The following is a 24,687-nucleotide window of genomic DNA, read 5'->3' as shown; positions in this document are numbered from 1 at the left end:
ATAGTCTCAACTTTTTTAAAACAAACTAAAATAATCAGTAATAAATTATTGATAAAAAGTGTCTGTGGAAAACAAGAAAAAGAAGAGATTGTGCACTGCACCAATGATGGATGGGGGCGATATAGCCATTTGAGCCATATAAATAAAGGCTCTAGCTTTTAAAAATTCAATTTAGGGTAAATTTAGGACAAAAATTTAATGCCTTATTTTGGTGTAAAAATTCCTTACATCTAGGCGTCCTAAGGAGTTTTTATCAAACTAGCCAAGGGCGGTTATCGGCCAATAAGAGGCGATGATGTCAGCGCCAAACCTACTCCTCTTAGGTGAGCCGTCTTTAGGTCTTGCCCCTAAGCTAGTGGCTGAGGTTTATCGGGTAATCCAAAAAATTGCAGGTGAGGGTGCGGAGCTGATGGTATTGGATCAATTTGCAAAAACTGTATTGCAGATTGCTGATCGTGGATATGTATTTTCTTCTGGAAAAATTACTCTAGAAGGAAATGCGTTAGACCTGCTTCAATCAGAGGAAATGATTAGCGAATATTTGGGAGAAGGTTAATCCGTCTTAACAAAGGTCAAAATACTACGCTGTAGACCTTTGTCCACCCAATTAGGCATGACGCGCCAAGTAGTCAAGACGCGAAGATGATTCTCTTTGATTTCGAATTGACGCCTTTGCTCAGTATTGACCCAATCAGGCTTCCAGGCAACCTGAACACTCGTGATCCACTCATTGCCTTCAATGCGATAGGTTCCCGCATAGGAAACTAAGCTATTTAATAGTTCAGCGCTATCCTCGCTACTTGAGGCTGGCTTTCGATCCTCACCAGTTAGCGTCACCATGACATGGTTATTTTCTGTGATGCAGATGAATCCAGTCGGCTTCTTTCCTAGAGGATGAAAAAAATCGCCCGTTTCTTGTACTTCTACTTCGTAGGAAAATAATTTCCATATTCCTACAAGTGCTTGATTGCTTTTCATGAGGCTTATTTTCGCATTTCTGCTTGAAAGATTTCAAGGGCTTTTGACTTGATCTGAATGAAATCAGGATGACTTACTGCTTCAGGAAGACGTGGTTTTGGCATATCAAAATATAAAAGAGAGGCAATCGCCGTTGGTCTTCTTGTAAGAAGCAAAATTTCATCGGCCAGAAAGACTGCATCTTCAAGATCATGGGAGACGATCATCATTGTTGTACCGGTGGTAATGTTCGCCTCTTGCAGTTTTTCTCTTATAAAGAGCGTCATTTCAAAGTCTAAGGCTGAGAACGGCTCATCTAAGAAGAGTATCTCTGGCTTAGGCGCTAAGGCCCGCATGATTGATATGGTTTGCTGTTGTCCACCAGAAAGCTCATAAGGGTATAGATCCAGATTGAAGCGTATTTCAAATAGCTGAACTAATTCTTCAACGCGAGCACTTACTTTAGCCTCGCTCATTCCAGTCCGCCTTAGCGGATAGGCTATGTTGTCCCGGGAACTCATCCATGGAAATAGAGCGTCTCTGTAGTTTTGAAAGACATACCCAATCTTAGTATCTTTTAAATCTTTTCCATCAAACAAGACCTGACCGGAGTCATAGGGCATTAGCCCTGCGATCATATTAATAAGAGTAGATTTTCCGCAACCATTAGGCCCAAATATAGAAATAATCTTTCCATACGGAATTTCAAGGTTAAAGTCTTTGTAAAGAGTTGCACCACCAAATTCCTTGCATAAGTTCCCAATAGTGACGTGCGTGCGTGGCGGATTTTGGCTCATGCTTTTCCGCTCCAGTGGACTAACTTCGATTCAGTTGCCATAAAGATTAAATTAAGCGCGTAACCAAGGGCGCCGGTAATGAGGATTGAACTATACATATCTTTGATATTAAAGACTTGCTGGGCATCGATAATTCGGTGCCCAAGACCAGCTTCAGACCCAATGAACATCTCGGCGACAATCACAATAACTAGCGCTAGGGATACACCAGTCCTAAGTCCTACAAAGGTTTGAGGTAGGCTTTCCATTAGGAGTACGTCTTTAAAGATATGGAAATTGCTGATGCCCATAGTCTTGGCTGCCATAACCCGGGTTTTCTTGGCATTCATTACACCATAGGCGCTATTAAAGAGAATCACAAGCACGGCTGCAAAGGCGGCGATAGCAATTTTATTAATATCAGTAATTCCAAAGATCAACATAAACAACGGAATCAGTGCCGAAGATGGTGTTGATCTGAAAAAATCAATTAAAAATTCAACACTTCTGTAGGCTGGGACTGAACTACCTAAAATGACCCCAAGAGGAACCCCGATTACGCACGCAATTAGAAATGCGTAGAAAGTGCGAAGTACAGTCGCCCATAGGTCCTTAAAAATTGCCCCCGTAACAAATAGGTGGCCCATGTATTCAAAGGTTGCATTCGGAGCAGGCAGTAACGTTGGTGAAACCCACTTCGCCGAGAGCGTTAGCGACCAGAGTAGATAAAGCAGGACCGGCCCAATAAAGGGAAGCACCATGAATAGGTGCTTGCGATGATTCAAATTCATTATTAGGACTGCTTGTAGATAAGTGTTAGTGCCGATATAGGTTTTTCAAAAACTTTACGCTCGGTAAATACATCAAATAGTCGTTGCAATGCCTTTACATCAGCAGCTTTCACTTCGTTATATTGGATGTATCCGCTAATTGGCACCTCTTTGGCTAAATCGCCGTCAATCGCTGTATAGCCTTTTAGATATTGATTGGCAGCCATACCCTCTTTGCGAACATACTCAACGCCCCCTGCATACCCTTTAATAAATCCATTAATTAAGTCCGCTTTTTCTTTTAGCGTCTTAGAGGTGAGTGCAGCTGCGCCGCCTATCCAAGGAAGGTTATCGCCTAAAACATATTTTGATACCACTCCTGCGCCAATTGAGCGTGAGATTTTTTGTTGTTTTCCAATGACTGCAGTTGGCTCTAGTACATAGGCCCCATCAATTTGACCGGCCACTAAGGCCGGTAGGATTTGGGCGATAGGCAACTCAATGACTTGAGCATTAGTCGCTCCCGCGCCTGCTAGCACTGCCTTAGCGAGGGTGACATTATTGATTCCGGGACCACAGGCAACTTTTTTCCCGGCAAGCTCAGAAATCCCCTTAATACTGGAGTTAATTGGAACGATAACCTGGTCCAGGATATATTTTTCGTTTGCGTAGTTCATGCAAGTGAATTTAATGGAACCCGGTGATTGTGCATCAGCTAATGCGAGTGCTGTGATAGCTACCCCGTTTGCGCAACCATCAATCCTGCCTGCAATCATGGCCTCTACTACCTGATTTGGGCTTGCAAACTTCACGGCCTCTACATTTACTCCTGCTTGTTTGAAGAGACCACGATCGACGGCAGCATAAAAAGGTAGGCCGGCTGCAATGGGCCAATATCCAATTAATAACTTCTTTTCTTGTGCTTTTGCACTTAGGCCGATAGATCCCATGGCCAAGGCAAGGCTAGATTTGATGCCGAGCACCAGTGTGTCGCGTCTAGAGAATTTTTTTGAGTTCATGCATCCATTCCTTTAAGTAATGTATGCATCCTAAGGCTATCTTATAGGTATTAACGATTACTATTCTTCATGTTGGTGCATAGATTTCACCTAAAAGTGACATGTCCATATTTTGCTTGGCTAGGATGGATACTCCAAATGGTGCATCTTGAATGGTAAGCAAGGGTAGTGTTACTTGTGGGAGGCCACATAGGCCAGCGATACAAAGCAATTGAAAACTATTTTTTCTAAAGTCATCAAATTCTTTTGCGCTTGAGTCCAAGCGTGGCGCTATATCAAAAACAGTGGGAAGTATTAGATAAGTATTTTCGGAAAGCAGTTGAGCCATCTTGGCAATGACTTTTTCTCGGTCAGAACGAGCTTTAATTTTTTGATCCTCAGTGATAGAGCGCGCAGCCTCAAAGCGATCTTTGACTCCAGGCCCCATCTCGCTGAGATGTTCGGATGCCCAATTACCATGCTGTTCCCAGATTTCTCCAGCTTGAATAATTCTAAATGTCTCTGCCCAATCTTTGAGCTCGCAGTTGCCGATCTCAACGGTAGGAATTTGAGTTCTTCCCAGTCGGAGTGAGATAGCTTCTTGTGCCTGTTTGCTAAGGCTGGGGGGTAATAAGTCAAATGCCTCTTTTAAGAAAAAGTAGGATGCGCTGGCGTTCCTTGTCCGACTTTCATTAAAAAGAACTTCTCCCACCTTCAAGAGGATTTCTGGATCTCGTGCAAACCAACCTAAAGTATCGAAACTTTTTGCTAGTGGACGAGCTCTCTCAAGGCTAATACGCCCATGTGTAGGGCGGAAACCATATATACCGCAGAAGCTAGCCGGAGCTCTAACAGAACCCCCAGTATCTGAGCCTATAGCAAAGTCAACTAGGTTAGCAGCAACTGCAGATGCTGATCCGCTAGAAGATCCTCCTGGAACTCTGTTGGGGGCGACAGTATTTAAGGGTGTACCGTAATGCGCATTCATTCCTAGAATGCTATAGGTTAGTTCGTCAGTATGAGTCTTCCCAACTAATGATGCGCCAGCATCTACAAGGCTTGAGATAAATGTAGCCGTCTCAGTAGGAATGGGATGGGAGTTCAGCCAGGCAGGGCTCCCAAATGCTGTTGGTATATTGGCAATGTCAAAAATATCCTTTACCCCAAAGGTTAAATCTTTTAGCGGACCTGATTTTGTCGAAAGTATCTCTATCGGAGCATCTACACAAAAGGCTCGGGCTGTATCGCGTTTAAAAATTGTGGGCATAATGGACCAATAAGTAAGTGATTGAATTTATCCTAGGAGTGTAGGGCATGTGGAAAAATTTTTCTAAAGAGAATTTAGATAAGGCTTACAACAATTCTTTAGCCGTTGCTAATAGCGCAGAGATCGTGCGGTCATGGGTTCAGTCTAGTATCTCGGCCAAGGAAAAACTACCTGGGGATTGTGATATTTCTTATGGAGATACCAAATTTCAATCTTTCGATTTTTTCTCCGCGGGAGACAATGCTCCCGTTATCGTATTTCTGCATGGCGGGTTTTGGCAGATGCGGTCTAAGGATGACTTTACTTTCGTTGCTCCCCCATTGGTTCAGGCGGGTTTTAGCGTGGCAATGCTCGGGTATCGTTTGGCGCCTTATGCCAATATGCATGAAATTGTTCAGGATGTAAGGGGCGGTCTAAAAGCAATTGGCGTCTACATGAATAAGAAACAGATGGTTCCTCAAGGTCTATGGCTAATAGGCTGGTCTGCGGGCGCCCATCTTATATCAATGGTTCAGGATGAAGAGTGCGTCCTTGGGGGTACTGCAATTAGTGGAATTTACGATTTAGAGCCAATGAGGCATTGCTATATCAATGAAAAACTAGCGCTGGATGAAGGGACTTCATTAAAGAATTCACCAATTTTGCTTCAGCAAAATACGTCCAGGCCCCTAGATATCTTTGTAGGTGGCTCTGAATTGCCAGAGATGCAAAGGCAGTCGCTTGATTTTTCTGCCTATAGAAATTCAACTGAGGCGGAGGGTATTTTTAAAACCATCCCCGAAAAAAATCACTACACAATACTAGATGAACTGACGGATAAAAATGGAGAGATATTTAAAGCTTTAGTCAGTCGTTTAATTTAATTATTAATCATTCAAATAAAAAAACTACCTAAGGGTAGTTTTTTTATTTGAACTAGGTAGTGGATTCATAGTGCGCACCACATTGATGAATGCTGCACTTTTATCGATGATTGCGCACTAAATTAATGCAGCTATATTCACTAGTGATGTGACTCTATGTAAGTATCAACCCCAATAAAAATATTTCATGGAGATTGATAGTGAGTATTCCTGTAGTGCAACTTTCATTAGATTCAATACACAAGTCATTTTCTAGTAAAGATGGCCCAGTCCCAGTTCTTAATGGACTTACATTTGATGTGATGGAGCAAGATTTTTTAAGCATCATTGGGCCGAGTGGGTGTGGAAAGTCAACTATTTTTAATATCATTGCCGGGCTCCTCGAGGCTGATAACGGAAATATGATCTATCGAGGCAGCAAAATTCAAAGCCTCAGAGGTAAGGTTGGTTACATGATGCAAAAAGACCTGCTTTTCCCATGGCGCACGGTTCTTGAAAATGTCATGCTTGGATTGCGTGTTCGGGGCGAGGATGATGCCAATGGGGTTGAGAAGGCAAGGGACTATCTCAATACCTTTGGGTTATCCGGTTTTGAAAAATCCTACCCTCAGACTCTTTCGGGGGGAATGCGTCAGCGCGTTGCACTGATCCGCACTCTTTTAATGGACCCCGACATCCTATTGCTAGATGAGCCATTTTCGGCCCTGGATTATCAAACTAGACTCTACCTTGAGAGTGTTCTGCTAGATGCTGTAGCAAAGTTTAAAAAGACAGTCATCTTGGTTACCCATGATATTGATGAGGCTGTAGCCTTATCTAAGCGGGTTGTTGCGCTAAGCGGTAGACCCACGGTAGTGAAAAATGTGCATCAAATTGATATTGAACGCTCATCTCCAATCGAAGCTAGATCACACAAAAATTTTGGTGAATATTTTCATCTACTTTGCTCTGAGTTAGATATTCAAACCAGAAAGGATGAATTGGTATGAGCCGCGAAAAGAAAACAATGAGCCAAATGCTCGATACAGGTTTTGGAAAGTCACTTATTCAGATTTTATCGGTTGTGATTTTTTTCGCCATTTGGCAAATCCTAGCGGAATTTGGATTTATCTCCGAATTTCTAGTTGGAACCCCTTTTGGGATATGGAAAAGATTCATTGCGAGCGTGATGGATTACTCCATCTTCATTGATACGGGTTATACGCTTTGGGAGGCTTTATTGGGCTTTGTGATTGGTACGCTTGTTGGTACTAGTATTGGGTTGCTCCTATGGTACTCAAAATGGATTTCCCAGATTGTGGAGCCATTCATTGTTGCTATTAATAGCGTTCCCAAAATTGCATTAGCTCCCATTATTCTGCTTTGGTTTGGAACGGGCTTAGGTGCTAAGGTCGTATTGGTTGTCTCTATGACAGCAATCATTGCTCTCATTGCAGCACATCAGGCCACCAAAGAAGCCGATAAAGATTTGCAATCATTACTTTATTCCATGGGCGCTGACCGCAAACAAATATTTCGCCAGGTAGTTGTTCCTTCTTCAATGCCGGCGATTGTTTCTAACTTTCGCATCAATGTAGGCTTTGGATTGGTTGGTGCAGTTGTGGGTGAATTCATTTCATCAAAAGCCGGCTTAGGGCATATGATTTACAACGCTTCAAGCTTGTATGAACTCAATTCTGTTTGGGTTGGATTATTCATGTTGATGATTGTTGGTTTCTTTTTATATCACGGCATTGATTCATTGGAGCGCTTCTTATTCCCATGGCGCAATGATTCTGGACGCACACAAATTCGGATGTAATTTTTTATTAATCTCACGGAGGTTTTTCATGAAATCGATTTACAAAAAGCTACAAGTAACGGTTGCTGCAATAGCTATTGCTGGCATGTCGTTTAGTGCTGCCGCAGAAGTAAAAACAGTCACTATCTCTCAGGCATTTCAGTCAATGTTGTATCTACCTCTTTATGTCGCAATTGATAAAGGCTTCTTTAAAGACCAAAGCTTAAGTGTGATTAAAGAAACTGCTGGATCTCCTACTGCAGCTTTATCTTCAGTTCTTTCAGGAAGTTCACAGTTTTCAATTCATGGTCCAGAATGGACTGCTATTGCCGCTTCAAAAGGCGCCAATGTCGGAATTATTAGTAATGCTGTTAACGGCGCAGCTGTATGGATTGCAACAGCTCCTGATGTGAAATTTACGAATATTAAGGACATCAAGGGTCAAAAAGTAGTTACCGGTTTAATGCCAACGACTAGTACCTCCTTGTTCCTTAAGTTGCTCAAGGAAAATGGCATGAGTGATAAAGATATCGATATGATCCAAGTTCCTCTAGGTACAGAACCTGCGGCGCTATTGGGTGGTCAGGCAAAGGTAGCGGTGTTGTATGAGCCAGGCCTAGATCAAGTGGCGATCAAAGGAATGAAGGTTGTTTTAGGTTTCCCAAAAACTTATGGCGCTTATGCTTTCTCATCCATTACTGCAATGAAGACAGTAGATCCTGTAGCTGCTCAGAGAATGGTTAATGGTATGGAAGTTGCACTTCGTTACATGGCTAAAGATCCTAAAGGTACTATCGAGATTGCTAAGAAGGAGTTTCCAACACTTGATCCACAAGTTGTTGAAAATGCGGTAACTCGTATGATGAATGAGAACGTATTTCCTAAGAGTGTTCAAATTACACCGGCAGCTCTCAAGATTGCAATGGATACACAAATTGCTTTAGGTAACCTAAAGGAGCAACCTGTATTTGAAAACTTTATTAACGAAACCTATATTCAAAACGCTTTGAAATTGAAGTAATCGCTATTATTAATCCACTTGGGGCGTATTTTTACGCCCCATTTCTTTGAATAAATTAAAAATATGAAAAACACAATTGGACTGACTGAAGCTTGTAACTTAATTTCTGCCGATCAATTAAAACCTATAGATTTTTTGCAAGTCTGTTTTGATAGGGCAAATGAAGCGGAGCCCGTTCTTAGGGCCTTTGTTTCAAGAGCCTCATTAGGTTCTATGGCTCAGCAGATAAAAGCTGGTCCACTCTCAGGAATTCCAATTGCCGTTAAAGATATTGTTAATACTGTTGATCTTCCAACGACTAATGGGTCACCCATCTATAAAGATAAGACTCCCTCTGAAGACGCTGCAATTGTTAAAAAAATTCGCAGTCTTGGCGGCATAATATTTGGTAAATCAGTAACGACTGAGTTTGCTTGGCGTAATCCAGGACCAACAACAAATCCAGTTAATGCTGAATATACCCCTGGGGGGTCCTCTAGTGGATCAGCAGCATCCGTTGGTGCGGGGATAGTGCCATTAGCATTAGGCTCACAGACTCAGGGCTCAATTATTAGACCGGCAGCATATTGTGGGGTAGTGGGGTACAAGGCAAGCTATGGTGCAGTTTCTAAGTCTGGAGCTCACGCCTTATCTTATTCGCTTGATCACATTGGGTTTTTCACGCGGTCAGTTGACGATATGGCGTTTGCTTTTAATAATTTAAAAAATAGTGATTTATCTGACCCAGAATTAATAGTTATTCCAGATTTGGTCTTTGGCGTAAAGAAAGAGTTGCTTATGCTGGACAAGCCAAGGATTGCATTGCTTGAGACCCCGCTGGACCATATGATGTCTGATGATCAGAAGCAAGCTTTAAATTTAGCCGCCCAGAAACTTGAAGAATCAGGTGCTATCGTTCAGAAGCTATCTTTGCCCCAAGAGTACTGGGACGCGATCCAAGCAATGAATCTTATTTTGGAGTCAGAGGCTGCAGAAATACATGCGCATCATACTGAGCATGTGAATGATTTACTTAGCGTCCATATTCAAGAGTTGGTTGCAAGAGGTCTAAAGCATAGCGCTCCTGCCTATGTTGCCGCAAAGTTCTTACAAAAAAATCTACGCAATTCTATCGCCACTTACTTTGATAGCTTTGATGCATTCTTAATGGCCCCGGCAAGTGGAGAGGCTCCCAAGAGTCAGGTATCTACTGGCGATCCAATCTTCTGTGCCCTCTGGAGCTTTTTGGGAACCCCTTCAATTACGATTCCTGCCGGTGAGTCAAGGAATGGTTTGCCACTAGGCATTCAGCTTATTGGAAACTATAGATGTGATGCTAAGTTACTCAGTGTAGCTAAATTTTCTGAGTCCGCTCTAGCGAAGTAATATTTACATGCCCTATCCTCTTAAGCTTTTCTTACTCTTTGTGGGGTGAGGCATGTCAATTGTTGATATAGCTTGGTTGATGCTAGGTGGAAGCCTATCTGGATTTTTAGCGGGCCTATTGGGAATTGGAGGCGGAGTAATTTTAGTTCCGCTTATGATTCTGATATTTGGCCGTTTGGGCTTTAATGAAAATATTCTGATGCATATGGCAATTGCTACAGGTATGGCTAGCGTGTTATTTACTACTTCTTCGGCCGTAATGGCTCATCAGAAACGCGGCAATATTAATTGGAAACTAGTTATTGCCTTATCCCCCGGCCTTGTCTTGGGAGCAGTAGTTGGGGGCGGCAAATTTTTTGATGTCATTAATGGGGCTTGGCTATCGCTAGGATTTTCGATTTTTATGCTTTATTCATCCACCCAAATGATTCTGAATAGGTCTCCTCATGCTGCACGAGCTTTGCCTGGAACCTTTGGGCTCTTTGCTTTTGGTGTGTTGACGGGTGTGATTGCGAGTCTATTGGGTGCGGGCGGCGCTTTTATTACAGTCCCATTTATGATTTGGTGCAATATCAAACCTCATAATGCAATGGCCAACTCCTCGGGCTTAGGTTTTCCAATTGCTGCATCATCTACATTGGGTTATATCTATGGAGGTTGGGGTAATGCATCTTTGCCTGAGTACTCTCTTGGCTATGTGTATGTACCCGCCTTATTGTGCATTGTTATTACGAGCATGCTTGCTGCACCGCTCGGGGCAAGAGTGGTGAGCAAATTAGAGGCGCCTAGATTAAAGCGTATTTTTGGATTCACCCTTTTTCTTGTTGCATTATTCATGCTCAATGAAAGTAGAAAGGCGTTTGGGTATTAAGGGGGCTCTCTTAATTTTCTCCCCCAAATCATAAGGTCTAGCAGAAGATTTAAACAAGACTAGGGGATAGTGAATGCGTTTTTTTGAATTGTTTGCATCTGCTAAAGAAAAGGCCCCTGAAATTTTATTAAGGGTATTTATATAACTGGTGGGCCGGGCGAGATTCTAACTTGCGACCAACGGTTTATTGATCCGATGCTATGAGATGCTATGAGATGCTAAGGGATCGTTGGTCCTTGCCAGGCAGTTACGGACAAATGGTCTATAGATCTGTTGCTCTGCAATGTCTTCTCTGGGTCGAAAGCAGTCGCTTCAATAATCAAAAGTACGATGAATTTAGGACAAATTTAGGACAAATTTCTCTGATAGTTCTTAGAAATATCCAAATAATTAGAGTGACTTGTATTTTTCGTGATTCATTTTCCTTTGCACAAACATTTCTCTTGATGACGCTAGAGATGAGGTTTTATTTGGCTTCTAGCCAAAACACACTAAAATAATCAGTAATAAATTGTTGATAAAAAGTGTCTGTGGAAAACAAGAAAAAGAAGAGATTGTGCACTGCACCAATGATGGAATGGACTGACCGCCATTGCCGCTCTTTTCATCGCGCACTAACTACAGAGGCAGTTCTCTATACCGAAATGGTAACAACGGGGGCGCTGATGCACGGCGATGTACCACGTCATTTGGATTACTCGCAAGATCAACATCCAGTGGTATTGCAGTTGGGTGGTTCAGAGCCAAATGATTTAGCTCGGTCTGCTGAATTAGCTCAGCAGTGGGGCTACGACGAAATTGATTTGAATTGTGGTTGTCCCTCAGAGAGGGTTCAACGGGGTGCCTTTGGTGCCTGCTTAATGGCTGAGCCAAAACTGGTAGCTGATTGTGTCAAGGCAATGCAGAATGCAGTAGATATTCCGATTTCAGTAAAGCATCGGCTAGGATTAGATTCAATGGATGCCGCTAATTCAGAAAAAGATTATCAGTTCGCGCTGGATTTCATCATGGCCGTAGCTGATGCTGGTGCCAGTCAGGTGACGATTCATGCGCGCAATGCAGTGCTTAAAGGTTTATCGCCTAAAGAGAATCGTAGTAAGCCGCCATTGCGTTATGAGGTTGCCGCCAAGCTTCGCTTAGATGCGCAGAAGCAATTTCCCAATCTAAAAGTTTTACTCAACGGCGGTTTAGAAAGCAATGATCAGATTGCCGGTCATTGGCATGACTTTGATGGATTTATGGTGGGAAGGGCGGCATATCATTTTCCGGCAATGCTCTTGGGCTGGGATGACATGATCAATACCAATGGCGATGCTGCAGGTTATCTTTTTAGCGAGACTGAATGGCATCGCATACAAATTGCTTTAGTAAAACAAGTGCAATCATGGTTTGATGAGTGCCAAGCCAAAGGTAAGCCTTTCTATATTGGCGCATTCACAAGACATATCCTAGGTCTCGCTCATGGCAGGGCAGGTTCACGGTATTGGCGCCAAAGACTGTCTGATCACCACGCTTTGGCCAAGGTGCAAAGCAAAGCAGCTATATTGGATTTCTTTATCGATGCAAGCTTAACCCTAGGGGATTGGGCCGCTTTTGACTTCGAAAGCGCCTAACTGAGACTGTTGAAGGGGTGTTTTTGACAGGTTTTTGAGCAAAAAGCTATAATCTATGGTCTTCAGTGGCGGACGTAGCTCAGTTGGTAGAGTCCCAGATTGTGATTCTGGTTGTCGCGGGTTCGAGCCCCGTCGTTCGCCCCACCGAATTCTGTGAAAAAAGCCCCTAAAAGGGGCTTTTTCTCATTATGAATCCCTTTTACTTTTTGTTACGAGCTGATCTGGCGGATTCGGCGGCAAGATTCGACATCTTCACTGCTTCAGCCGCTGCAATTGCTGCTCGTTTGGTGGCCTCAGCCGCCTCGGCTGAGGCCAAAATGGATGACTCTTCAGCCTGATGTGCAACCGCAGCTGCAGCTGCAGCAGCAGCTGCGGCAGAGGCAGCAGCTGCCTCTATAGCAGCTTCGGCTGAAGCGGCAGCCGCATCAGCAGCAGCCTCAGCGGCATCCACTATTGCCTCAGATGCGGCTAGCTTTGCTGCAGTGGCACAATTTTTAGCAGATAAGGAGGCCTTTTCAGCGGAAATTGCTGCTCTTTTGGCGGCCTCTAGGGCGCTTGAGGTGAGAGCTTTTAGTGTTCCCAAAGCCTCTGAATATCGGGCGTTTACTATGATGTAGCCTTGGCGTAAATTGCTTACCTCAGATTCAAGGCTAATTAACTTTGAATAAATCTTTTCAATATCATCTTTCATATGCCCTTAGTGGTGAGTCTCTTCTTTGAGGATGTGCTTATTTATTATTAATAGCAAGGTTTTTATAACTTTTAGATCGATAATTAAGCCATGAAATCAAAGTCTCAACTTGCAACCATACCGTCTACAAAGACTGCAATTCGCGAAGAGATGGAAAAGCGAGGTTGGGCCTTATCAGCCTTATCTGAAGCTGCAGCGGCATTAGCTCGCTCTAATTCGACCGGGATATTAATACAAGAGGTTTGTGAGGCAATTGCAGCCCAAGGACCATATGTACTTGCTTGGGTTGGTTGCGCAGAGGACGATGCATTTAAAACAGTAAAAGTTGTAGGTGCAGCAGGTAAGGCCTCGGGTTATATCAAAGACATCGTAGTGAGCTGGTCTGAGTCAGAGCTAACAGGTAGAGGCCCGGGTGGATCCTGTATTCGTAACAACAAAACCAGCATTATTGTCGATGGAGAAATTGATCCCGGCTTTATTGCTTGGCGTGAACGTGCGCGAACATTTGGCATTCGTTCGGTAATATCTTGTCCAATTCCAGACGGTATTACTGGAATGCCATTTGGTGCATTGCTTGTTTATTCAAAAATACCCAATACATTTGGTATTGCAGAAGTGCAATTATTTGAAAGTCTTGCAAAAGAAATTGGTTTTGGTTTGCGGTCAATTGAACGTCAACACAAGTTGGATGACCAGATTCATGAAAAGCAATTAATACAAGAACGCCTCGCATCTTCACTGCGGGCCACAATTGAAGCGATGTCCAAGACCATGGAGTGGCGCGACCCCTATACAGCGGGGCATCAAAAACGGGTAGCAATGATTTCTATGGCCATTGCTCGTATGCTTGGCTGGGAGAACGAGCGGATTCAGGCGCTATATATGGCTGCAATGGTGCATGACATCGGTAAGATGGCGGTACCTTCAGAGATACTTACTAAGCCATCTCGCCTGACTGATTTAGAAATGCAGATGGTTCAAGGTCACGTGGAAGCGGGCTATCAGATACTTAAAGATATTCCGTTTCCTTGGCCGATTGCAGAAATGGTTCATCAGCATCACGAGCGTTTAGATGGCAGTGGCTATCCAAATAAATTGAAGGGTGATCAAATTTGTGAAGAGGCAAAGGTGCTGGCGGTTGCTGACACCATCGAAGCCATGGCAACACATAGACCTTATCGTCCTGCAAAAGGTTTGGTTGCGGCAATGGAAGAGATTAAGGCTGAGGCAGGCCAAAAATTAGATCCCAAAGTAGTTGATGCTGCATATCAATTGCTTGAGGGTGACAATGAACTGCAAAAAATCATAGACACACAGTAACGGCATCAAAAATGTATATAGCAATCTTTTTTTATGTCCTAGCAATAATCTTGCAGCTATTTGCTGCCAGCTATGCAGCCACTATATTTTTTAAGTCTGCAGCATTTCGCAAGTCCAGCGGGGTCTTAGCATTGGGGCTGCTCCTCATGACTGAGCGACGGATTGAGCCCTTAATCGAGATGTATCAATCCCAGCAATACAGCATCGATGAAGCAATTTTTTCCCTCGTAATATCAAGCCTGCTTTTATTGGCGATGAGCCAAATTAAAAAGTTAATAGCCTTGCTTGAGGAGCAGAACTTTATCCTAGATCGGACTTCCAAGACCGATTCCCTAACGCAGGCTACAAGTCGTCCCGAAACCTTTAATAGGGCGGAGCTAGAAATTGAAAGAGCATTGCGTAGCAATATTCCAGTCGCCTTTCTCATGCTCGATATTGACCACTTTAAGAAAGTGAATGATCAATATGGCCATCCTGCAGGAGATCTGGTTTTACAAAGCCTTACAAAATATTGTCAAGGGGAGTTGCGGGTAGTTGATATATTTGGTCGCGTAGGTGGGGAAGAATTTCTAATTGTGTTGCCTGAGAGTTCAGAGGCTTTGGCCTTTGATGTTGCAGAGCGCCTGCGTAAAAAAATTGCTTCTTCCGTTGCGGTGGTGGTTGATGGGCATGAGGTGTTTATTACGGTAAGTATCGGCATTGCCATTTTTGATCCCGTCCTTAACGGGGAAATTCGCCCTAAAGTCATATTAAATTCTGGCTATAAGCGGGCTGATGAGGCCCTATATTTGGCAAAATCTAATGGTCGAAATCGTACTGAATCTTGGAGTTGCTAGTTGTTTAGCCGATTAATTATTGGAAAGTAATGCAAAAAAATAAAAACTTATTCGCAGCAACTAGTAATGCTATTAATGGAATAAAAGAGTTAATTAAGGAAAATTCTGCTAAGAGAGAGTTGTTTCTAGTTTTCATAGCTATTGGATTTTTCTGCTACAAGCCTAATGTTTATACCGTTTTAATTGCAGTTTTATCTTTGGTTCTCTTGGCAGTTGAGGCCTTAAACACATCCATTGAGAAAACTTGTGATCTGATTACCTTGGATGAGCATCCCGAGATTAAGAAGATCAAGGATTTGGGTGCCGCAGCAGTCATGATTATTGTGCTAGCCATTGTTTTAATCTTTATTCGGTACTTATCGCCATTCTTTTAATGAGTGAGTTTTTAGCTGCCTTTCAAGTACATCGCATTTCTCGATTTGAGGAAGGCGATCGATTGCCCCTAGGTGCAGGCTCTGGTGATACACCTATTGATGCGATCTTGGGGCTCATCAAACAAACTACGCAGAAATTCCATGGATTTCCACTAAAAAGTGCACCTGCAAAAACGATTTACACCTTTTCGAGCTCGGGTGATGCCTTAAATGCTTCTATTGCCATTCAAAAAGAGTTGGATGCATTAAACGCAAAAAATTATTTAGCCCCCATCAATCTGGTCACTATTGGGATTGTTTCTTATACCAATCCCTTTACTAACTTAAGGGAAGATGAGCGTTCGGTCGAGTTAGCTAGTTTTTTAGCTGAGTCTGCTGGAGTGGGCGAGCTTTATTTATCAGAAGGGGCTTTAAATGCTTTATCAGATCGCGAGTCCTTACAGTGTCGATTCAGTCGGCAATTGATTCGTACCGGTGAAGATTGGGCCTTGAATGCGTTTGAGGTTTACTGGAATCCTACGGAAGTGGAGTTAGGTAAATTAAAGCTGGACCCCAATATTGTTGATTTAGATATCCAGCCAATTCGTTCTTTTGGTCTCAAGCTGGTATTTACAGTTTTGTTGCTCTTTTTTGCTGTGCTAGTGATGACTGTAGGCATCGAGCCAATGTGGCTGTATTTCGTTCAGTTGATATATCGGTAAAAGCAGATGCAAGATCGCCATTCAAAAATCAATGCTAGCCTTTTCTTATTTGCAATAGGTATTTGCTTAACTATCTATTTTTCTGAAGAGCTACTCAATTTTGGTGGCCAGTTATATCTTGGCTGGGGTTCTTTTTTCATTATTTATTTGATGTCCAAGGTAAAGCATTTTCGTAACCAACCTTGGCGCTCAATTTTTATCGTTCTAGCATTATTTGTTAGTTGCCGCTACATCGCATGGCGCATCTTTGACACCTTGATATATACCGGCTTCTTTGACTTTATTGGTATGGCCTTACTGTTTCTGGCTGAGCTGTATGGGTTCACCCTGTTTTTGCTGGACATGTTTGTCAATTTCTCCCCGATATCAGACGACATCATTCCCTTGTCCAAAGAAGAATCATTGTTGCCAACAGTGGACATCTTTATTCCTACCTATGATGAATCAGAGGCAATCGTCCGTATGACGGTGACGGCAGCTACCCAAATTAACTACCCTAAAAATAAGCTCAATATTTATATATTGGACGATGGGGGTACTCACGCCAAACGACGAAGCAAGGAATCTGGTGCCAAAGCTTGGCGTCGCCACTATAGCTTAAGAAGACTTGCCAAAACTCTTGGGGTACATTACCTCACTCGAGAAACTAACCAGAAAGCCAAAGCTGGAAACATAAATCATGCCCTGCAACATACCAGAGGAGATTTAATTCTCATTTTGGATTGTGATCAGGTGCCTACTAAAGATATCCTCCAAAACACAGTAGGGCAGTTTTTAAGTGATCCTAAGATGTTCTTGGTTCAGACTCCGCATTTCTTTATCAACGAGACGCCAGTCAACAATGTGATTACCGGCATCTCTAATCGCCCCGATGAAAGTGAAATGTTTTATAGAAAAATTCAGCCGGCCATGAATTTTTGGAATGCTGCTTTCTTTTGTGGTTCTGCAGCAGTATTGAGAAGATCATGCCTCATGGAAGTAGGCGGTATAGCCATTAAGACAATTACGGAGGATTGTGAAACTTCACTCATCCTGCATGCACATGGCTATAACAGTAGTTATATCAACAAGCCAATGATTTGTGGGCTTTCTCCTGAGACCCCTTCGGACTATTTAACTCAACATTCACGTTGGGCCAAGGGGATGTTACAAGTGCTTATGCATTACAACCCCTTATTTATGAGGGGGCTCAGTCTTCCTCAGCGGCTCGCCTACTTTGCCTCCTCCTATTCTTGGTTATTTGGCTTTGCTCGCTACATCTTCTTCTTGGCCCCATCTGCTTTCTTAATATTGGGTCTGAATGTATATGCGGCCAATTGGCATGAAATGGTAGATTTCACGGTTCCTTATGCCTTAAGTATTTTGGTGGTGATCTCTTATTTCTTTGCTGGTTCGCGCCAAATATTCTTCTCAGAGATCTACGAAACTGTTAAAGGCTTCAGAATGATTCGGGAGTTGATGCCAGTCTTATTAAACCCTTGGAAGCAAAAGTTTTTGGTAACCCCCAAAGGGAAGACTCTTGAGAAAGAGCAGTTGAGTTGGGATGCTTTTCCTTTATTCGTTTTAATCACCATTAACGGCATTTCTATTGCCATCGCGGCAATTCGCTGGAATTTAGAGCCGATATGGCATGAAAACATCATCATCACTGCAATTTGGTGTTGTATCAATATATGGCTTGGTCTAATGTCTCTTGGGGCTTTCTGGGAGAAGCGTCAGATTCGTGCTTATTACCGAATTAGCGGCGGCGGTACCGTCCTCGTCAAGGCCCTAGGTAGTTCTGATCAAGTGTCTGTTGAGGTTGTTGACATTTCTGCTGGTGGAATTGGTTTCAAATTACCTCTATCAACTGAGCTTAAAGCGGGTGATCAAGTTACTTTAGATGCAGCTGACAGTTATGGGAATGCATATCAATTTACAGCGACGATTGTTCGTATGCAAAAAGAGGGCGATCATTTTTTCTGTGGCACCCAATTTCCCCCAGAGAAAATTGCCAGCCCCGAAGCTATTGCTTATGTTTACGGAGATAGCGGTCGTTGGCAAAGGGTATGGGATGAAAGTGCGGAACTCAAGCAATCCAAATTACAGCTATATTTATTAACAAAATTAGGTTTAAAGGCTGTCCGAGAAAATTCAGCGGGATACTTCACTTATATTGCCAAGAGTGTTGGCAAATTCATAGTGATGCTATTTAACCCTTATGTTTGGTTCTATGCGATTACGGGCGTGGCTAGTTGGACAATCTACTTACTTTACCTGGCAATTGTTTATACAATTAGCCTGGCTGACCATCAGGAGGCACGTAAGTTTCCACGCTTACGTGCCGGTGAAAAAATGACAATTTATTTCCCGAAACTAGATGCAACTTTAGTGGGTTGGGGATTTGATATTTCTCTTACTGGCGTTGGAGTTAAGGTGGGCTTGCCATTTTCTATTCATGATAATGAATTAGTAGAAATTTCAGTGCGTGGAGTCACGCGTCGTGAGCATCGTATGGATTGCATCATTAGGCGCGTCATTAAAGATGGTGATGAAGTGATTCTCGGCGCTGAATTTATTGTAGATAACAGTAACTTCTTTAAAATCGTAAGCTTTGTTTATGGGCAGGGAACTAAGATGGTCTTTGCCTTAGCTGTAAGCAATCTGAGAAGAATTCTGTCGTATCTCTTCTTTATCGGAGAAGTTACAGACGATCGAAAGCAGCATGCCGAGTTAAAAAAAGAGATAGCGAAGTAATTCTTTGAAACCTATAGCCAAACTATCTCGCTTTAGTCTTGCCTTGCTGATTTGCTTGTGGGCTGGTAGTGCTTTGGCTGCTGACGATGGTTTGAGTAGGCAAGAGAATATGGAGGCCCGTCGCACACTGACACAGGCAACCATCCTTCTCAAAAGTGGAAAACCAGCCGAGGCTCATGCACTCCTAAAAGAGAAGTTTCCTAAAGGACCGCCTGATGGGGATTTGGCTGTGGGGTATTACCGAATTATTGCTAGTACTCCTGGGGGTTGGGATGAGGCTCGTGCAGGCTTAGAGGTGCTTGTTAAGTCCGATCGGAAGAATGTGCAATACGCCTTGGCCTTGGATGCATTGCTAGGCTCGAAAAAAGCAACCCGTGACGAGGCGTTTAGTAACCTTGCCGCTCTATATAACGTACGCAAAGTAGATAAGCAGCGTGTGCTTCAAGTTTGGCGGGAGGCGCTCAATGCCCAAGAGCCTGGAACCGACCTTATTCCTTATTATGAAGATTACTTAAGGATTGATCCCCACAATCAAGAAATTACAGGGCGTTGGCAAGCAGAAAAAGAAGTTTTACTGGAACGCAATCGAATTGCTAATGATCCCTTGTTACGCCGTCGCCAAGTGGGATTAGATCTTCTGGATAAAGGCGATATTGCAGCAGCAGAGCAGCCTTTGCAGGACACGCTTAAAGCGCTACCAAATGATTATCTTGCCTTGGGCGGCATGGGCGTAATTCGGATGCGGCAAGGTCGCTACGAAGAAGCTATTACATACTATCAAAAAGCATTGACGCTGAATCCCGAAAATAGCGGTAAGTGGAAAAGTTTGATCTCTACCAGTCAATATTGGATGCAGATACATCAAGCTGAAGAGGCTCGAGATAAAAAGAACTTTCCGCTAGCACTTGAAAAGATTCGGGCAGCGATTGCTCTTGAGCCTCAGGGTGCCGAGGCGATTGCAGTCCTAGGAACCATTGAGGATGATCGGGGTAATTCTCGCGAAGCAGAGAAGCAATTTCGTGAAGCGTTGAACATCGAGGCGGACAACGGCATTGCTATTCGGGGCCTAGTGCAACTATTAATTGATAGCGGCAAACAAAAAGAAGCTTTAGCCCTGATTAATGCTCAAGCACCTCAAAATAGTCCTGAAGGTAAGCGTTACGACTACCTACGGGTCAAAATATTGAGCGCGCAAGCCGATGACTTCATTGCTAAAGGCCAGCGTGATGAAGCAATTGCATATCTTCTGCAGTCATTGAAGCTTGAGCCACTAAATCCTTGGCTACGGTTTAAGTTAGCAGGTGAATATGAGGATGGGGGTTTGCAAGATAAGGGTCTTAGCTTGATGAAGGAGGGTCTCAGGCTGGCCCCTAATGATTCAGAGATGATTAACGCAAACGTCCTTTACTTACTCAGTATTGATCAGTCTGAAGAGGCATTGCTATTGCTGAAAGCGAGTTTGGCAAAACCCGCCCTGGCAAATGCCTCATTACGTTTAACTTATGCGGATGTCTTAAATCGACTAGAAAGAGATGATGAGCTCAAACCAGTCTTGGAACAACTTCGCAAAGCACCCCTGACTGGTGAAGAGAAGGGTAAATATGCTCGTATCGATCTCGATTATGAAATTCGACAGGCTTTAAAAGCGGGTGATACCAATACAGCCATTGCTTTATTAAATAAGGCTGTAGAGCTTGAGCCAGACGACGTATGGTTACGACTCGATTTAGCGCGCCTGTACGCCAAAATAAATCACCCTAAAGATGGAATTGCGTTGTTTGATCAGTTTGTCAAAAAACATCCCAATAATGTTGAGGGTTTATATGCCTATTCACTGTATTTGTCGGGTTTAGATCAAAATCAGGCTGCCTTGAAAGTCCTAGAACAGATTCCTTTGGCCGATAGAACGCCCAAAATCAGCCGCTTTCAAAGAAGTGTTTGGCTAGATCTGCAATTGGCTCAGGTAAATATACTCAATGCCCAAGGTAAGCAGGATGAGGCAGCTGCTCGCCTCACCTCACTTGAGGCCGAGGTATCCAATGACCCGGATCTCTCTGCATCAGTAGGAACATCTTGGGCGTCGATTGGTAAGCGTGAACAAGGCGATGCTCTTTTTGCAAAAATTCAGGAGCAAAACAAAATACTTTCTATAAATTGGCATTTACGTTATGCCAATTACTTATTCAACAATGATGAAGGTGATGCCTTTAAAAAACAGATGCAGTATCTTGCTAGTCAAAAATTAAACCCTGGACAGATACAAGATTTTGCAGATTTAAAGCAGGCCTCCGAGCTACAAGATATCAATGTGATGATTCGTTCTGGCGATATTAAAGAAGCCAATCAGCTTTTGCAGCCTTTGATGACGTCTTCCCCGAATAATTACAAAATGATGTATCTCGATAGCCAGATACAAAGAAGGGAAGGTTATCTAGATAAGGCAATTGATATTGAGCAGCGCGCTTTAGCCTTATCGCCAGTGCCTCTTTCTAATTACCGGAGCCTATCGACACTCAAGCCAACTAACTCTTCTGCGCAATCGCTGACTATGAATAGCAATGCGAATACCACCACAAACTTAAAAGAGGGTGTTTCGGTATTTCACATTGAGCCACCAGTGTTGGAGCCCTCGGCAGTCGCATCTGGCAGCGCTTATCAATATAAGCAAATGGCGGACATGCTGGATTTGCGGACCAATTGGATTGATGGAGCAGTTGACTATCTTTCGTTGAACGGAACGCCTGGTCAGTCCCAATACAGGGCCAGCGAGATTCCTTTGGAATGGAGGATGCCATTGCGCTCTGATGAAAGAATGACCTTCCGCGCTGATCAAGTCAACATTAATGCTGGAACCATTGCTGCAGGCAATACTACTTTTGGCACATTAGCGGCTTGTGGAGCTAGCTGCCCTACCTCATTCTCCAATCAATCTGCCTCAGGTACAGCACTTAACGTAGGTTATGAGAAGCAAAACTTTAAGGCTGACATAGGCACAACGCCGCTTGGATTCTTGACGCAAAACTGGATCGGCGGAATAAAGCAAAAAGGCGATTTTGGACCCTTAGGTGTTTCATTAGAGCTATCGCGACGGCCCATGACGAGCACGATGCTCTCTTATGCAGGAGCGCGTGATCCTGTCACCGGAAATATCTGGGGCGGAATGGTCGCTACTGGCGGAACTCTTAGTATGAGTTTGGATCAAGGTGAAACGCTTGGGGGCTGGGCTTTCTATAGAGCACGTAGCCTTACCGGAACCAATGTGCAAAGTAATAGTGACAACCAATTTATGGCTGGACTTAACTGGCGCATCATCAATGAAACGGATCGCCAACTTACAAGTGGTCTTACTGGAATGCTGTGGGGCTTCAAGCAAAATTCGGGAGAGTTTACTTATGGGCAGGGTGGTTATTACAGCCCACAGAGTTACCGCTCAGCAACTTTACCCTTGAGTTGGTCCCAACGTTTTGCACGCCTCTCTTATGTCTTGAGCGGGTCGGTATCCACCAATTGGTCTCGCACAGATGCAGCGCCATATTTTCCGACTAATCAAGCTTATCAAAATGCTGCAAATGCTAACAATGGAGGAGTGCCTCAGTATTACTCCGCCAGTTCTGGCCCAGGTAGCGCCTATTCTCTCTTAGCTGCTTGGGAGTATCAACTTACCCCATCTGTATTTGTAGGTAACCGCCTGAAGTTGGAACGCTCGCCTTACTATGCGCCTAATAGCTTTGTCTTGTATGTTCGTATTGCTCTCGATGAGACCGCACCCCACCCAGTGCCTTTACAGACTCAACCTGTTATTCCAACGTCGCATTTTTGATATAGAAAAATATGACTAAGCGAACCATCATTTCTTCTATATTTATAGCATTCGTTGTGTGCCTTAGCTTTACTGTCAATGCGCAGCCTATACCGAATGCGCCAAAGTTTGATCCCTATCTTCCCGGGGAATTAAACGAAAGGGCTCTTTACGCATTACAGGCGAATGATGTAGAGACGGCATTAATTCTTTTGGAGAGGGCGTTTCGTCTAAATCCAAATAGTCCTGATATCAAGGCAAATCTCAATGTGGTCCGCAATATCGCCCAGCAAGGAGCATCAGTGAGCGTTACCGGTGAGGTAATTTATCTTGACCCTTTAGGAAATTCTGCCAGCACTGAAAAAGCAGTTGATATCCCAGCGCTTTGGCCAGAGACTAAACCTTAATTTCCGGTATCAAATAAATTCCAGTTGATATCGTTGGAGCGGAAGTAGTAAGAGGCGCCAAATTTCATAATCACAGAATCTTCATTCTCAGCTACAAAGCGGGTAGAGGGAAGATCTTTCAAATAAGCCTCTAAGTTGCCGGTACTTGCTCCAAAGGGAGGTTTGGCAACAAACTTTGATATCAATTCTGATGTTGCTAAATAACTTGTAGGTTGATCAATTCTATTTGTCTTGAAGGGGCTATCTGACTTATTGGTCAGCATGATCCCAACCGGGATGTTGGTGACATTAGGGCTTGGAATCTCCCGCATACCGACAATTTCATTCTTATTGCGGCGAATAGCTGCCCCATGCTCCGGTATAAACACAATCACTACTTGGCGGCCGGAGTTATTCACTTTAGTGTAGAAGCGATCAACATCTTCCAGTAGCTTATGTAGTCTACGAGAATACGTTTCAACACTATTTTCTAGTCTTGCTCCATCTAGGGCACGATTACCATCATGCAGGGTGATCGTATTGTAAAAAAGGGCCACTCGCTCAGCGGGTAGCTTCATCCGCGCATCCCACCAATTAGATAGCACTGAATAGTCTTCGTAAACCTGCGATCCATCAAAGGCCCTTAAGTAAGGTGTAGCCTGTTTATTGTCAAAGAGGGGAGCGCTCAGACCACCATCAGTCCGAATTTCCTGTAAAAGATCGCCGTACTTACCATCATGATTTAAGGCGAACTGCGTTTGAAATCCAGCAGTTTTGAGATTATTGAAAAGTAAAGAGTCCTCAACTGGTTTTTTATATAAATCTCTTTGATCTTGTTGACCGCGGCTTGCGCGCAACAAGCGAATGATCGATGGCCCGCTATAAGAGGAAGCTGAATTAAAGCTAGTAAATAAATAGTGAAAGCGTTTAAAGAGGGGATTATCTTCTTCCTTGACGTATTTCAGGTCATCCCAAGCGAGTGAGCAAACGTTGATGACCAAGATATCAAAGGCTTGTCCACTGGCCTTTTGTGAGCGATTAAAGCCGGTGCGCCCAGATTCTTCAACAAAGAAGCCATCTAATGATTCAGTCAACACTGCATCACTCGGAATGCCAATCACTTGACCATCTGAGTCATAAGCCTGCATGCTGGAATTGGAGTGAAACGGCAAAAGGACACTGAAAATAGCCAGCATTGCAATTGTCGTCATGCGAATTTTTTTGGATAGTGCGTAATAGATCACAAATGACACTGCTAACGCTACAAGGATCCGCCAATCTAAGATGCGTCCCAATAATTCAATATAGTAATTAAAGCTAAATCCCAGCAACTGATCCAGCTTGGCAATGATATTTCTCAATGGTGGCAACGGGCTATCGAAGTAAAAAAGAATGATGCCAATAGGAATTGCTACCCATCGCTTTATTTGAAGAAGCCGTGGGCGTGCATGAGAAAAAATTAAAGCCAGTGCAAACGCCAGATTGACGAAGAAATGAAAATTAATATATCCCGTATAAAACAGAATAATTTTGATCAGAAAATAAAATGCCCAAAGTCCCATA

At 43.4% G+C, this 24,687-nt stretch carries 22 protein-coding genes and 1 tRNA gene; 16 read left to right on the top strand and 7 right to left on the bottom strand.

The window, feature by feature from the left end:
• Nucleotides 1-292: 292 nt before the first annotated feature.
• Nucleotides 293-556: an ATP-binding cassette domain-containing protein gene (locus tag PNUC_RS06250; protein WP_143070065.1), complete on the top strand. Its 264-nt coding sequence runs from the start codon at nt 293-295 to the stop codon at nt 554-556.
• On the opposite strand, the gene PNUC_RS06245 is transcribed toward PNUC_RS06250, so the two are convergent.
• The 5 genes from PNUC_RS06245 to PNUC_RS06225 form a co-directional block, all read right to left on the bottom strand.
• The gene (locus tag PNUC_RS06245; protein WP_011903029.1) at nt 553-978 is read right to left on the bottom strand and encodes a lipocalin-like domain-containing protein; all 426 of its coding nucleotides are present in this window, start codon (nt 976-978) and stop codon (nt 553-555) included. The two genes, PNUC_RS06250 and PNUC_RS06245, sit on opposite strands and share 4 nt — an antisense overlap.
• A 5-nt stretch (nt 979-983) precedes the next feature.
• Nucleotides 984-1,754, bottom strand: coding sequence for an ABC transporter ATP-binding protein (locus PNUC_RS06240; RefSeq protein ID WP_011903028.1), 771 nt, complete (start codon nt 1,752-1,754; stop codon nt 984-986).
• Complete coding sequence (locus PNUC_RS06235; RefSeq protein WP_011903027.1) at nt 1,751-2,524, bottom strand: ABC transporter permease; 774 nt, start codon at nt 2,522-2,524, stop codon at nt 1,751-1,753. Before PNUC_RS06235 ends, PNUC_RS06240 begins: the two co-directional genes overlap by 4 nt.
• 2 nt (nt 2,525-2,526) lie before the next feature.
• Complete coding sequence (locus PNUC_RS06230) at nt 2,527-3,522, bottom strand: ABC transporter substrate-binding protein (RefSeq protein WP_011903026.1); 996 nt, start codon at nt 3,520-3,522, stop codon at nt 2,527-2,529.
• A gap of 67 nt (nt 3,523-3,589) precedes the next feature.
• Nucleotides 3,590-4,768: an amidase gene (locus PNUC_RS06225; RefSeq protein WP_011903025.1), complete on the bottom strand. Its 1,179-nt coding sequence runs from the start codon at nt 4,766-4,768 to the stop codon at nt 3,590-3,592.
• A 47-nt stretch (nt 4,769-4,815) separates the two neighbouring features.
• On the opposite strand from PNUC_RS06225, the gene PNUC_RS06220 reads away from it, so the two are divergent.
• The 8 genes from PNUC_RS06220 to PNUC_RS06185 all read left to right on the top strand — a co-directional run bounded on the left by PNUC_RS06220 (nt 4,816) and on the right by PNUC_RS06185 (nt 12,425).
• Nucleotides 4,816-5,631 carry an alpha/beta hydrolase gene (locus PNUC_RS06220; protein WP_011903024.1) on the top strand — a complete coding sequence of 272 codons (816 nt, stop codon included), beginning with the start codon at nt 4,816-4,818 and terminating at the stop codon, nt 5,629-5,631.
• A gap of 200 nt (nt 5,632-5,831) precedes the next feature.
• Nucleotides 5,832-6,620, top strand: a complete 789-nt coding sequence (locus PNUC_RS06215) for an ABC transporter ATP-binding protein (protein ID WP_011903023.1) — start codon at nt 5,832-5,834, stop codon at nt 6,618-6,620.
• Nucleotides 6,617-7,432 carry an ABC transporter permease gene (locus tag PNUC_RS06210; RefSeq protein ID WP_011903022.1) on the top strand — a complete coding sequence of 272 codons (816 nt, stop codon included), beginning with the start codon at nt 6,617-6,619 and terminating at the stop codon, nt 7,430-7,432. Before PNUC_RS06215 ends, PNUC_RS06210 begins: the two co-directional genes overlap by 4 nt.
• 28 nt (nt 7,433-7,460) lie before the next feature.
• Nucleotides 7,461-8,432: an ABC transporter substrate-binding protein gene (locus PNUC_RS06205; RefSeq protein WP_011903021.1), complete on the top strand. Its 972-nt coding sequence runs from the start codon at nt 7,461-7,463 to the stop codon at nt 8,430-8,432.
• A 63-nt stretch (nt 8,433-8,495) separates the two neighbouring features.
• Nucleotides 8,496-9,797, top strand: a complete 1,302-nt coding sequence (locus PNUC_RS06200) for an amidase (RefSeq protein ID WP_011903020.1) — start codon at nt 8,496-8,498, stop codon at nt 9,795-9,797.
• 52 nt (nt 9,798-9,849) lie between these two features.
• Nucleotides 9,850-10,668: a sulfite exporter TauE/SafE family protein gene (locus tag PNUC_RS06195; RefSeq protein WP_011903019.1), complete on the top strand. Its 819-nt coding sequence runs from the start codon at nt 9,850-9,852 to the stop codon at nt 10,666-10,668.
• A 524-nt stretch (nt 10,669-11,192) separates the two neighbouring features.
• Nucleotides 11,193-12,281, top strand: a complete 1,089-nt coding sequence (gene dusA / locus PNUC_RS06190; protein WP_071540456.1) for a tRNA dihydrouridine(20/20a) synthase DusA — start codon at nt 11,193-11,195, stop codon at nt 12,279-12,281.
• 68 nt (nt 12,282-12,349) lie between these two features.
• Nucleotides 12,350-12,425, top strand: a tRNA-His gene (locus PNUC_RS06185).
• 55 nt (nt 12,426-12,480) lie between these two features.
• Here the strand turns inward: PNUC_RS06185 and PNUC_RS06180 are convergent.
• Nucleotides 12,481-12,972, bottom strand: a complete 492-nt coding sequence (locus PNUC_RS06180) for a hypothetical protein (protein WP_011903017.1) — start codon at nt 12,970-12,972, stop codon at nt 12,481-12,483.
• Between the two features lie 90 nt (nt 12,973-13,062).
• On the opposite strand from PNUC_RS06180, the gene PNUC_RS06175 reads away from it, so the two are divergent.
• Genes PNUC_RS06175 through PNUC_RS06145 form a run of 7 tightly spaced genes read left to right on the top strand, consistent with a single transcriptional unit; the run spans nt 13,063 to nt 23,145 of the window.
• The gene (locus PNUC_RS06175) at nt 13,063-14,292 is read left to right on the top strand and encodes an HD domain-containing phosphohydrolase (protein ID WP_048812118.1); all 1,230 of its coding nucleotides are present in this window, start codon (nt 13,063-13,065) and stop codon (nt 14,290-14,292) included.
• Between the two features lie 11 nt (nt 14,293-14,303).
• Nucleotides 14,304-15,128, top strand: coding sequence for a GGDEF domain-containing protein (locus tag PNUC_RS06170; RefSeq protein ID WP_011903015.1), 825 nt, complete (start codon nt 14,304-14,306; stop codon nt 15,126-15,128).
• A gap of 29 nt (nt 15,129-15,157) precedes the next feature.
• The gene (locus PNUC_RS06165) at nt 15,158-15,502 is read left to right on the top strand and encodes a diacylglycerol kinase (RefSeq protein ID WP_011903014.1); all 345 of its coding nucleotides are present in this window, start codon (nt 15,158-15,160) and stop codon (nt 15,500-15,502) included.
• On the top strand, nt 15,502-16,203 hold the full coding sequence (locus PNUC_RS06160) for a hypothetical protein (protein ID WP_011903013.1): 702 nt from the start codon (nt 15,502-15,504) through the stop codon (nt 16,201-16,203). Before PNUC_RS06165 ends, PNUC_RS06160 begins: the two co-directional genes overlap by 1 nt.
• A gap of 6 nt (nt 16,204-16,209) precedes the next feature.
• Nucleotides 16,210-18,939 carry a glycosyltransferase family 2 protein gene (locus PNUC_RS06155; RefSeq protein WP_011903012.1) on the top strand — a complete coding sequence of 910 codons (2,730 nt, stop codon included), beginning with the start codon at nt 16,210-16,212 and terminating at the stop codon, nt 18,937-18,939.
• Between the two features lie 4 nt (nt 18,940-18,943).
• Nucleotides 18,944-22,759: a cellulose synthase subunit BcsC-related outer membrane protein gene (locus PNUC_RS06150; RefSeq protein ID WP_011903011.1), complete on the top strand. Its 3,816-nt coding sequence runs from the start codon at nt 18,944-18,946 to the stop codon at nt 22,757-22,759.
• A gap of 11 nt (nt 22,760-22,770) precedes the next feature.
• Complete coding sequence (locus PNUC_RS06145) at nt 22,771-23,145, top strand: tetratricopeptide repeat protein (protein ID WP_011903010.1); 375 nt, start codon at nt 22,771-22,773, stop codon at nt 23,143-23,145.
• On the opposite strand, the gene bcsG is transcribed toward PNUC_RS06145, so the two are convergent.
• Nucleotides 23,142-24,686, bottom strand: coding sequence for a cellulose biosynthesis protein BcsG (bcsG, locus tag PNUC_RS06140; RefSeq protein WP_011903009.1), 1,545 nt, complete (start codon nt 24,684-24,686; stop codon nt 23,142-23,144). The two genes, PNUC_RS06145 and bcsG, sit on opposite strands and share 4 nt — an antisense overlap.
• Nucleotide 24,687 lies beyond the last annotated feature (1 nt).

The sequence above is a fragment of the Polynucleobacter asymbioticus QLW-P1DMWA-1 genome (assembly GCF_000016345.1).
Classification (GTDB): Bacteria; Pseudomonadota; Gammaproteobacteria; order Burkholderiales; family Burkholderiaceae; genus Polynucleobacter; species Polynucleobacter asymbioticus.
Note: the sequence above shows the minus strand (reverse complement) of the source record. Positions and strands in the feature narration are given on the sequence as shown.